An 11,100-nucleotide genomic window follows, 5' to 3' on the forward strand; every position below is an offset into this window, starting at 1 on the left:
GCCCACAAGGCGGTTCAGGCGGCGAGCATGCCGCTCCGCAGTTGGGTGAGGATGCGCGACAGGAGACGGGAGACCTGCATCTGGGAGATGCCGAGTTCGGCGCCGATCTCGGCCTGGGTCTTCTCCTGGCCGAAGCGCATCCGCAGGATCAGACGGTCGCGCTCCTGGAGCCGGCCGAGGAGCGGTGCCAACGTGTGCATCTCCTCGAAGAGCTCCACGGCCGGGTCCGCCTCGCCCATGCTCTCGGCCAGCGGTCGGGTCCTGCGCCCGCTCGTCGCCTGCTCGTCGGAGTCGGCCGAGGCGTCGAGGGAGCCGCTGGTGTAGCCGTTGGCGGCCACGAGGCCCTCGATGACCTCCTCCTCGCCGAGTTCCAGGTGTTCGGCGATCTCCTTGACCGTCGGCGCCCGGCCGAGGACGTCCGTCAGCTCTTCCTGGCTCTTCGCGAGTTCGGTCCGCAGTTCCTGGAGCCGGCGGGGGACGTGCACGGCCCACGTCGTGTCACGGAAGTAGCGCTTGATCTCGCCGGTGATGTAGGGGAGCGCGAGGGTGGAGAACTCGACCTCCCGCTCCGGGTCGAAGCGGTCGATCGCCTTGATGAGGCCGATCGTGCCCACCTGGACGATGTCCTCCATCTCCACACCGCCGCCGCTCGCCCGGCCGCGGAAGCGTCGGGCGGCGAAGTGGACGAGGGAGATGTTCATCTCGATGAGGGTGTTGCGCGCGTACTGGTACTCGCGCGTCCCCTCCTCCAGGGACCGCAGGCGGGTCAGGAACAGGCGCGACAGTGCTCGCGCGTCGCCGGGTGCGACCTCGCGGGCGTTCCCCACGGGGGGCAGTTCCGTGAAGGACTCCCCCGCCGGGAATGCGGTCGGGGGAACGACCTCGGCGGCTGTCTCACGTACGGGGCTGACGACTGCGACAGAGCGAGGCATGGCGACGTTCCCTCCCTGGTGCGGATGGCTTCGTTGCCGCTCTTGCCCCCGCTTTCGGGCGCTACACGGTCAATCACCGATTAATTTCGGTCACTCTTGGCTCGATCTGATGGGTTCGAGTCCGGCCGGTGTCCGCATGTCGGAGCGGGACCCCGCGATGTCGCGGTCGCGGGCTTCGCGCCGACCTCCGGAGACCGAAGCGGGACCCGGGGCCCCGCCGGATAGTCTTCACCTTGTTCGCCGACCGACCGGAACCCGCGGGGCTTCGACGGCCGGACGATGCAGTGCCGCACCGCCCGTCAACGGCACCGCGGGAATCCGGGAACTGAGCGGGGGACAGATGGCCAGGCAGGCAGGCGTGCGCTCGAATGTCGAGGGGACCGCGCCGGGAGTGGTCGGGGAACCGGAGCTGCGTCAGCTCCTGGCCGGCCTGACGGCCGTCCGTGACGGCGACTTCGGCACCCGGCTCCCCGACGAGGCCGACGGTCTCCTCGGTGAGATCGCGACCGTGTTCAACGGCATGGTCGACCAGCTCTCGCTCTTCACCTCGGAGGTGACCCGCGTCGCGCGCGAGGTCGGCACCGAGGGAACTCTGGGCGGCCAGGCCGAGGTGCCCGGCGTGTCGGGAACCTGGGCGGACCTGACCGACTCCGTCAACGCGATGGCCGGCAACCTCACCACCCAGGTGCGCGACATCGCCCAGGTCGCCACGGCCGTGGCCCGCGGAGACCTGTCCCAGAAGATCGACGTGGCGGCGCGCGGCGAGATCCTGGAGCTCAAGGACACCGTCAACACGATGGTCGACCAGCTCTCCTCCTTCGCCGACGAGGTCACCCGCGTCGCCCGCGAGGTCGGCAGCGAGGGCAGGCTCGGCGGGCAGGCGGAGGTCCCGGGTGTCGCGGGCGTGTGGCGGGACCTCACCGACTCGGTCAACTTCATGGCCGGCAACCTCACCGATCAGGTGCGCAACATCGCCCAGGTCACGACGGCCGTCGCCAAGGGCGACCTGTCCCAGAAGATCGCCGTCGACGCCCGCGGCGAGATCCTGGAACTCAAGAACACCATCAACACGATGGTCGACCAACTCTCCGCCTTCGCCGACGAGGTCACCAGAATGGCCCGCGAGGTGGGCACCGAGGGCATCCTCGGCGGACAGGCGGACGTCAAGGGCGTCTCCGGTACCTGGCGCGACCTCACCGACTCGGTCAACTTCATGGCCGGCAATCTGACGGCCCAGGTGCGCTCCATCGCCCAGGTCGCGACGGCCGTCGCCAAGGGCGACCTGTCGCAGAAGATCCGGGTGGACGCGCGCGGCGAGATCCTGGAACTGAAGACGACGATCAACACGATGGTCGACCAGCTCTCGGCCTTCGCCGACGAGGTCACCCGCGTCGCCCGCGAGGTCGGCACCGAGGGCAGGCTCGGCGGACAGGCGGACGTCAAGGGCGTCTCCGGTACCTGGCGCGACCTCACCGACTCGGTCAACTTCATGGCCGACAACCTCACCGCGCAGGTCAGGTCGATCGCCGAGGTCACCACGGCGGTGGCCCGGGGTGACATGACGCAGAAGATCCGGGTCGACGCGCGCGGCGAGATCCTGGAGCTGAAGGAGACCATCAACACGATGGTCGACCAGCTCTCCGCCTTCGCCGACGAGGTCACCCGCGTCGCCCGCGAGGTCGGCACCGAGGGCAACCTGGGCGGTCAGGCCACGGTCCGGGGCGTCTCGGGCACCTGGAAGGACCTCACCGACAACGTCAACGTCATGGCGTCCAACCTCACCGGTCAGGTCCGCTCCATCGCCCAGGTGGCCACCGCGGTCGCCCGCGGCGACCTCTCGCAGAAGATCACCGTCGAGGCCAAGGGCGAGGTGGCGGCGCTCGCCGGAGTGATCAACACGATGGTGGACACGCTGTCGGCCTTCGCCGACGAGGTCACCCGCGTGGCCCGCGAGGTCGGCACCGAGGGCCGGCTCGGCGGCCAGGCCCGCGTCCCCAACGTGGCGGGCACCTGGAAGGACCTCACCGACAACGTCAACTCGATGGCCAACAACCTCACCGGCCAGGTCCGCAACATCGCCCTCGTCACCACCGCCGTGGCCAACGGCGACCTGTCGAAGAAGATCGACGTGGACGCCCGGGGCGAGATCCTCGAACTCAAGACCACCATCAACACGATGGTGGACCAGCTGTCCTCCTTCGCGGCCGAGGTCACCCGTGTCGCCCGCGAGGTCGGCAGCGAGGGCCGACTCGGCGGCCAGGCCGAGGTGGAGGGTGTGTCGGGCACCTGGAAGCGGCTGACGGAGAACGTCAACGAGCTGGCGGGCAACCTGACCCGGCAGGTGCGTGCCATCGCGGAGGTCGCCAGCGCCGTGGCGGAGGGCGACCTGACCCGATCGATCACGGTCGACGCCTCCGGGGAGGTGGCCGAACTCAAGGACAACATCAACTCGATGGTCGGCTCGCTGCGCGAGACGACCCGCGCCAATCTGGAACAGGACTGGCTCAAGTCCAACCTGGCACGGATCTCCGGCCTGATGCAGGGCCACCGCGACCTCTCGGTCGTCGCGGAGCTGGTCATGGACGAACTGACCCCGCTGGTGGCCGCCAGCTACGGGGCCTTCTACCTGGCCGACGAGACCGACGGGCAGTCCTGGCTCACCCTCATCGGCTCGTACGGGCGTCCCTCGGGCCGGTCCGAGAACGACCGTCTCACCCCGGGCGAGACGCTGGTCGGCCAGGCCGCCCGAAGCCGCCGCATCATCGTCGCCGAGGACGTGCCCGCCGGATACCTGATCTCCTCCGGCCTCGGCCGGTCCGCGCCCGCCTGCCTGATCGTGCTGCCCATCGTGGTGGAGGACCAGGTGCTCGGCGTGATCGAGCTCGCCTCGTTCAAGGAGTTCACCGCCGTCCACCGCGACTTCCTGGGCCGCCTGATGGAGACCGTGGGCGTCAACGTCAGCACGATCGTGGCCAACGCGCGCACCGACGAGCTCCTCGGCGAGTCCCAGCGGCTGACCGGCGAACTCCAGGCCCGCTCCGAGGAACTCCAGGTACAGCAGGACGAGCTCCAGCGTTCCAATGCCGAACTGGAGGAGAAGGCGGCTCTCCTCGCCAGCCAGAACCGCGACATCGAGACCAAGAACCTGGAGATCGAGCAGGCCCGTCAGGAGCTGGAGGACCGCGCCCAGCAGCTCTCGCTGGCCTCGAAGTACAAGTCGGAGTTCCTGGCCAACATGAGCCACGAGCTGCGCACCCCGCTCAACAGCCTGCTGATCCTGGCCCAACTGCTCGCGCAGAACCCGAGCCGCAACCTCTCCCCCAAGCAGGTCGAGTACGCGGGCATCATCCACTCGGCCGGTTCCGACCTCCTCCAGCTGATCGACGACATCCTCGACCTGTCGAAGGTCGAGGCGGGGAAGATGGACATCAACCCCGAGCGGGTGCCGCTCAGGCGGCTCCTCGACTACGTCGATGCCACCTTCCGGCCCTTGACCAGCCAGAAGAGCCTGGAGTTCGAGATCACGACCGCCACCGGGGTACCGGTGGACCTGCTCACGGACGACTCACGACTGCGCCAGATCCTGCGCAACCTGCTCTCCAACGCGGTGAAGTTCACCGAGCACGGCAGGGTGGAGCTGCGGATCGAGCCCGTGGCCGCCGCCGACGTGCCGGCCGGGCTGAGCCATGGCGGGCCGATGGTCGCCTTCCGGGTGAAGGACACGGGAATCGGCATCGCGGAGCACCAACTCGAGTCGATCTTCGCCGCGTTCCAGCAGGCCGACGGCACGACCAGCCGCAAGTACGGGGGCACCGGACTCGGCCTCTCCATCACCCGGGAGATCGCCCAGCTCCTCGGGGGCGCCGTGACCGCTCTCAGCGACCCGGGCGAGGGCTCCGTCTTCACCCTCTACCTGCCCGTGGCGCGGACGGAGTTCGCCGACCGCGCCCTGGTGGGTCCCCGTACCGAGCCGACCGGAAGCACCGTCGGCGAGCAGCGGGGCCGGATCCCGGGGCCCGGTCCCGAGCGGCGCCCGCGCCGGCTCCTGGTGATCGAGGAGCGCAGCAACGGGTTGCTGACGCTCGTCGCCGAGAGCGCCACGCACGATCTCGCGATGGGACGCTCGCCGTTCGCGGCGGACGATCCCGTCGAGGTGGTGACCGCCGTGAGCGCCCAGGAGGCGGCGGAGGTGCTCGCCACCGCGCCGTTCCACTGCGTGGTCCTCGAACTCGGTCAGGACGGGGAGGCGCTGCGCTTCCTGCGGGCCCTGGCCGGGGACTCGGCGCTGGCCTCCCTGCCCGTGCTCGCCCACGACAACCGTCGTCTCGACGCGGCGCAGCAGCGGGAGCTGCACGAGCACACGGCGTCGCAACCGTTGGAGGTGCTGTCCAGCCTGGACGAGTTGCGGGAGCGGATCTCGCTGCACCTCTCCGCCCAGGAGCCCGGCGACGTGCCGTCCCTGGTCCGTTCACAGGACTCCACCGCCGCCGTTCCCGCGTTCCTCGACGACGGTCTTGTGGGCCGTTCCGTGCTGGTGGTCGACGACGACGCGCGGAACCTGTACGCGATCAGCGGCATCCTCGAACTGCACGGCATCCAGGTCGTGCACGCGGAGAACGGCCGTACCGCCATCGACGCCCTGATCGGTCACCCCGGGATCCATCTCATCCTGATGGACGTGATGATGCCCGAGATGGACGGATACGCGGCGACCACCGAGATCCGTCGCATGCCGGCGTACGCCGACCTGCCGATCATCGCGGTCACCGCGAAGGCGATGCCCGGGGACCGGGAGAAGAGCCTCGCGTCGGGAGCCAGCGACTACGTCACCAAGCCGGTGGACGCGGACGACCTCATGGCCCGCGTCCGGCACTGGCTGCTGCCGCGGGACCTCTCGGGGGCCGCACGTGTCTGACGCCCCGCCGTCCCCCACGCCCTCGCCCAGGAGCCCGGACTCACCGTGAACAGCCCTCGACACCAAGACGGACCGCGGGGTGAACTGTCGGCCCCGACGGCGGACGACGTCGCCGTTCCCGCCGCCCGCGGCTCCCGGCCGGGCGGGCCCGGTCGGGCCGAGCGGCCGGATCCCGGCGGCGACGTGGGCCCGCTGGCCGCCACCGTGGAACGCCTGCGCCGGGAGGTGCGCGAGGCGCAGTCGGCCTCGGACGGACGGGCCCTGATCGAGATGGCCAAGGGTGTCCTCGTCGGCAAACTCGGCTGCGGTCCCGCCGAGGCGGCGCGGCAGCTGGCGATCCTGGCCGAGCAGTCGGGCACGACGGTGCTCGGACTCTCGGTGGAGATCATCAACGAGGCGTCCCGCGACCGGGTCAGTGACCTCGCGGCCGAGTTCCTGGATCGCGCCGCGGCCGACGGCGACGACACCGACGGCTCGGCCGCGGTGCGGCTCCGCGCGGCCGAGAGCGGTCTGTTGTCCGCCTCGGACGCCCAGGCCGTGGCGACCGCGCTGTTGGAGAACGCGTTGGCCCCGCTCGGGGCGCACGGCGTGGCCATCTGGCTCGCGGGGGCCGACTCCTCGCTGACGCTCGCCGGCCAGGCCGGGTTCACCCAGGACGAGGCGCTGCGCTGGCGGTACGTCCCGCCCGAGGTGGCCACCTGCGCGCGTCTCGCGCTCGTGGAGCGGGGGCCCGCGTTCGTCTCCCGGCTCTCCGACTCCGGCATGCCCTCCATCGGGCGCCGCCGGCACCCGCACGGTGGACGCATAGCGGTTCCGGCCGGGACGGGCGGTCGCGTCCACGGTGTGCTGGAGGTGTGCTGGCCGCAGCCGCTGGCCCCGCAGCCGCCGCGGATCATCCGCCAGATCGAGGCCTTGGCGGAGCTGTGCGCCCACACCCTGGAGGACCCGACGGGCGCGGGGGCGCCTTCGGTGCCGGGCCGGGCCCCGCACGCCGCCGTGGCCGAACTGACGTCTCTCGCGGACCACTTGCACGATCCGGCGCTCGTCCTCACTCCGATCCTCGGTCCCGCCGGCGGCCTGACGGACTTCCGGGTCCACCACGCCAACGACCATTTCACCGACCCCGCCGGTCGCCCCCGCAGCGCCGTGGGCGGCTCCACGTTCCTGGAGGCCTACCCCCTGGCGGCCGAGGACAACGGGCTGTTCGAGAAGCTGGAGCGCGTCTACGCCACCGGGGAGTCCTTCCAGACCCGGCGGATGACGCTGACCGCCTTCATCGACGACGTCCCGCTCACCGCCGTGGCCGACGCCAGCATCACGCGGCACGGCACGGCGCTCCTGTTGATCTGGCGGATCGAGGACGAGACCGCGCGGCTGGCCAGTCTGCTGCAACACGCGCAGCGGCTCGGCCGGATCGGCGGCTTCGAGGAGAACTTCACCACGGGTGAGATCACCTGGAACGGGCAGCTCTTCTCCCTGTACGGGCTGCCGGCGGGGGCCTCACCGGTGCCGCTGGAGGCGCTCCCCGCCCATGCCCACCCCGATGACATCACGTCGATCAGTCGATTCCTGCGCACGCTGATGCACTACCGGCGCGAGGCCTCCGTGGCCTTCCGCCTCCAGCGTCCGGACGGCGTCACCCGGCACATCCGCATCGTCGCGGAGCCCGTCCAGGACGCGGACGGGTCCCTGTTCGCCGTGCGGGGCGCCTACCAGGACATCTCCGCGCAGCATTGGACCGAGGTGGCTCTGGCCGCCACCCGGGACCAACTGGCCTACACCGAGGCGGAGTCGGCGGAGCGCAGCCGTCTCGCGTTGCAGTTGCAGCACGCGATCATGCCGCCCGCGCCCGCGCCGCTCGACGCGCCGGGGATCCGCATCGGGGTGCGGTACCGGCCCGCCGAGTCGCAGGCGCTGATCGGCGGGGACTGGTACGACTCGGTGGTCCTGCCGAACGGTCAGGTGCTGCTGTGCGTGGGGGACGTCGCCGGTCACGGCATCGAGGCGGCCACCGGCATGGTGGTCCTGCGCAACGCCCTGCGCGGCCTCGCGGTGACCGGGGCGGGCCCCGCGCAGTTGCTCACCTGGCTGAACGCGGTCGCCCACCACCTGACCAGCGACCTGACCGCGACCGCCGTGTGCGGGATCTTCGATCCGGACCGGCGGGTGTTGCGTTGGGCGCGCGCGGGACACCTGCCGCCCATCCTCGTGCGGGGCGCGCGGGCCACGGCCTTCCCGTTGGCGAAGGGCCTGCTGCTCGGTGCGGTGCCGAACGCCGAGTACACGGAGGAGGAGGTGCAGCTCGAACCGGAGGACACCGTGCTGATGTACACCGACGGGCTCGTGGAGCGCCGGGACACCTCCATGATGGATTCCCTGACGCAGCTCCTCGGCCTCGCGCAACGGGAGTCCCCGTCGCTGGAGAACCGGCTCGACCGGCTGCTGACCCACAGCCGGTCCGACACGGACGACGACACCTGCCTCGTCGGGGTCCAGGTGCGCTGAGCGGGCCCGGCCGTCGAGCGGGTCCGATCCGGGGCGTCGGCATCGCTTCCCGGGCGTCGGAGCGGGCGGTGCGCACGGCCCTCGAAGCGCTTCTCGGGGACTGGCGGGACGGTCGTCCGTCCGGGGATCGCCCCGAGGCGGTGCGCACTTGGCCCAGGGAGTCACTCGTGCGAGGGAATGCCCGGGGCATGGCCAAGCCGGACCGGAGGTGCGGAACGAAAGACTTGCGTGGGTCCCGACGGGGCCCCGGGGCACGCCCCTTCACGGGGCGGGTCCGTCACCACCTTTGAAGGAGACCCCATGTCGCGTGTTCTGAAGACCGCCGCTCTCGCCCTCGCCACCGGAGCCGTCGTGATCGGTGGAGCCTCCATGGCCTCCGCCGACGCCGGTGCGCAGGGTGCGGCGATCGGTTCCCCCGGTGTCCTGTCCGGCAACGTCGTCCAGGTGCCCATCCACATCCCGATCAACGTCTGCGGCAACTCCGTCAGCGTCATCGGTCTGCTCAACCCGGCGTTCGGCAACACCTGCGTCAACGCCTGATCGCTCGACGGGGACCGGGTTCCCGCCCCACCGCCTCTGACGGGGCGGCAGGGCGCGGACGATCCGCCGCGACCCGGCGTCGAGGGTGTTCTCACTCCCCGTGAGAGCCGCCGGCCGGGCTGTTCCGTGCGGGTGGCGCGGTCGACACGCGCCGCCCGCACCACCCCCACGCACCGGCGGGTGCGTCACGGCGTCGTAAGGGCTCCGGTCGTCCTCGGGAGCGACCGGCGTCCCGCCCGGATCGGCGGGAGGAGCGCCGCGGCGCCCACGAGCGACAGGAGCGCCGCGACCCGCAGCACCTCCTCGATGGCCGGCCCGTCGGAGGCGGCCCGATCCGCTGAGGACCTCCAGGACGGTCGCCGCGACGGCCACGGCCACGGCGCCGAGCAGGACCAGTGAGGTGAGGACCAGCCGGGAGGCGGCGGCCGGCCGGTTCTCGGGGACGTAGGACTGGGTGGCCACGTTCCTCAGGGCCCAGCCGCACCCGAGTCCGACACCCACGACCGCGAAGACCGGCAGCCGAGGGTGGCCGGCGAGGCCCATCCCCAGCGACCGCCCTGGTCGACGGCGATCATGATCGCGGTGAGACCGGCGGCCACGGTGACCGCGCCGGGCAGGTCCAGTCCCTGTCCGGCCTCCTGGTCCCGGGTGTCGGTGACGAAGCGCAGCATGAGGAAGGCCGCGACGGCGCAGAAGGGCACGTTCAGCAGGAGCACCGCCCGCCGGCTGACGTGCTCGGCGAAGGCTCCGCCCACGAACGGTCCGAGCGCGGTGCCGATCGCGCTGAAGGCCAGGACGGTACCCACGGCGCGGCCTTGTCGGTCGTCGCGGAAGTGGGCGGTGACGACCGCGACGGCGACGGGTGGGACCAGTGCCGCCGCGGCCCCCTGCACCACTCGTCCGACGACCAGCCAGAGCTCGTTCTGAGCGGCGGCGCACACCATGGACACCAGGGCGAAGCCGGTCAGCCCCCACACGATGACGGTCCGGCGGCCGTGCACGTCGGCGGCCCGGCCTCCGGTGATCATCAAGGCTCCCAGGGTCGGCATGTAGCCGCTGACCAGCCACTGGAGGTCGGTGGTCGGCGTGGAGAAGTCCCGGGCGATCGTCGGCAGCATCAGGTTGAGGGCGAACCAGTCCATCTGGACCAGGAGCATCGACAGCGACGCCGCCGCGATGACGGCGCGGTCCCGGCCGGAGAACAGCCGGCGCCCGCGCGATCCGGTGGCCACCTCGTCCACGCCCATCCACACGTCCTGTCCGCAGCCCCCGCCAACCGCCAACATGCGCCGGTGCGTGGCCGGCGGCACGCCGACCCGATCGAACCCGTTCGCATCAGACGGACGTGTGTACGAGTCCGCGAGGGGGCGGACGTGGTGCGGCGCCACACTCAAGTACCTTCCCCGCCAAAGGCGGCAGGCAATGCCCGAGGGATCTCGGCCAACGTTTTCGAACACCCCAGAGCGCCCCCGCAGTGACGTTCCAGCAGTCCGGTGCGGGGGCAGCCGCTTCATGCCGTTGCCGATTACCGAAGGAGCAGTTCCGCTATGACGAAGGTCCTCGTCGTGCACAGCGTTCGCCTGGTCCGATCCGCCCTCGCAGCACTGTTGAGATCCGAGGGACCCTTCGAAGTCACCGCCGTGGGCTGGCGGGCCGCGGTGCGCGAGACGGAGTCCTTACGCCCGGACGTCACGGTCGTCGACCTCGACTGTCCGGGCGCCGCTCCGCTCCTGGCGGGGGTGGGCCGCAGGGATCGGCACGCCTCCTCCCCCGCCTCCTCGCCGATACTGGTCCTGGCCTCGGCGGGTACGCCCGGATCGCTGCGGAGGGCGTTCCGGGCACCGGTGCTGGGGTGTGTGGACAAGGACGGCTCGCCGGGCCGCCTGGTGCGGGCCGTTCGACGGGTCGCGGCGGGTGAACGCTTCGTCGACGCCTCGCTCGCGTCCGCCTGCATGGAGGCGGACCCGGTACCGCTGAGTCCGCGCGAACTCAGTGTGTTGGCCCGCGCGGCGGAGGGCGATTCGATAGCCGAGATAGCCAGCGCCCTGCACCTGGCCAGCGGCACCGTCCGCAATTACATGGCCGCCGCCACGCGCAAGGCCGGCGCGCGCAATCGCATCGACGCCATCCGCATATCGCGCAGGGAAGGCTGGGTCTGAGACCGCGGGCCGTCGACGAACCGGGGCCGGGGCCGAGAGCGCCCCGCCC

7 protein-coding genes are annotated in these 11,100 nt (G+C 71.3%); 5 read left to right on the plus strand and 2 right to left on the minus strand.

What is annotated here, in order from left to right; all coding sequences use genetic code 11:
- Nucleotides 1–14 precede the first annotated feature (14 nt).
- Nucleotides 15–932: a SigB/SigF/SigG family RNA polymerase sigma factor gene (locus tag ACQEVM_RS19960; protein WP_433080913.1), complete on the minus strand. Its 918-nt coding sequence runs from the start codon at nucleotides 930–932 to the stop codon at nucleotides 15–17.
- Between the two features lie 358 nt (nucleotides 933–1,290).
- On the opposite strand from ACQEVM_RS19960, the gene ACQEVM_RS19965 reads away from it, so the two are divergent.
- From ACQEVM_RS19965 to ACQEVM_RS19980, 4 genes are all read left to right on the plus strand, one after another.
- A complete protein-coding gene (locus ACQEVM_RS19965; RefSeq protein ID WP_433080915.1) occupies nucleotides 1,291–5,847 on the plus strand; it encodes a HAMP domain-containing protein in 4,557 nt (1,518 codons plus the stop codon).
- A 45-nt stretch (nucleotides 5,848–5,892) separates the two neighbouring features.
- On the plus strand, nucleotides 5,893–8,352 hold the full coding sequence (locus ACQEVM_RS19970) for a SpoIIE family protein phosphatase (protein WP_433080917.1): 2,460 nt from the start codon (nucleotides 5,893–5,895) through the stop codon (nucleotides 8,350–8,352).
- Between the two features lie 300 nt (nucleotides 8,353–8,652).
- Nucleotides 8,653–8,892, plus strand: coding sequence for a chaplin (locus ACQEVM_RS19975; protein WP_351374934.1), 240 nt, complete (start codon nucleotides 8,653–8,655; stop codon nucleotides 8,890–8,892).
- 180 nt (nucleotides 8,893–9,072) lie between these two features.
- The gene (locus ACQEVM_RS19980) at nucleotides 9,073–9,291 is read left to right on the plus strand and encodes a hypothetical protein (RefSeq protein ID WP_433080920.1); all 219 of its coding nucleotides are present in this window, start codon (nucleotides 9,073–9,075) and stop codon (nucleotides 9,289–9,291) included.
- A 68-nt stretch (nucleotides 9,292–9,359) separates the two neighbouring features.
- On the opposite strand, the gene ACQEVM_RS19985 is transcribed toward ACQEVM_RS19980, so the two are convergent.
- The gene (locus tag ACQEVM_RS19985) at nucleotides 9,360–10,139 is read right to left on the minus strand and encodes an MFS transporter (RefSeq protein WP_433080922.1); all 780 of its coding nucleotides are present in this window, start codon (nucleotides 10,137–10,139) and stop codon (nucleotides 9,360–9,362) included.
- Nucleotides 10,140–10,439: 300 nt separating this feature from the next.
- On the opposite strand from ACQEVM_RS19985, the gene ACQEVM_RS19990 reads away from it, so the two are divergent.
- Nucleotides 10,440–11,051, plus strand: coding sequence for a response regulator transcription factor (locus ACQEVM_RS19990; RefSeq protein ID WP_433080924.1), 612 nt, complete (start codon nucleotides 10,440–10,442; stop codon nucleotides 11,049–11,051).
- The last annotated feature ends 49 nt before the right edge of the window (nucleotides 11,052–11,100 follow it).

It is taken from the genome of Streptomyces sp. CA-243310 (assembly GCF_050936775.1).
Taxonomy (GTDB): Bacteria; Actinomycetota; Actinomycetes; order Streptomycetales; family Streptomycetaceae; genus Streptomyces.

Bases quoted from the DNA above. Each gene is read 5' to 3' on its own strand.
- ACQEVM_RS19960 (WP_433080913.1), bottom strand. From the start codon at position 932: ATGCCTCGCTCTGTCGCAGTCGTCAGCCCCGTACGTGAGACAGCCGCC.
- ACQEVM_RS19975 (WP_351374934.1), top strand. From the start codon at position 8,653: ATGTCGCGTGTTCTGAAGACCGCCGCTCTCGCCCTCGCCACCGGAGCC.
- ACQEVM_RS19985 (WP_433080922.1), bottom strand. From the start codon at position 10,139: ATGGGCGTGGACGAGGTGGCCACCGGATCGCGCGGGCGCCGGCTGTTC.
- ACQEVM_RS19990 (WP_433080924.1), top strand. From the start codon at position 10,440: ATGACGAAGGTCCTCGTCGTGCACAGCGTTCGCCTGGTCCGATCCGCC.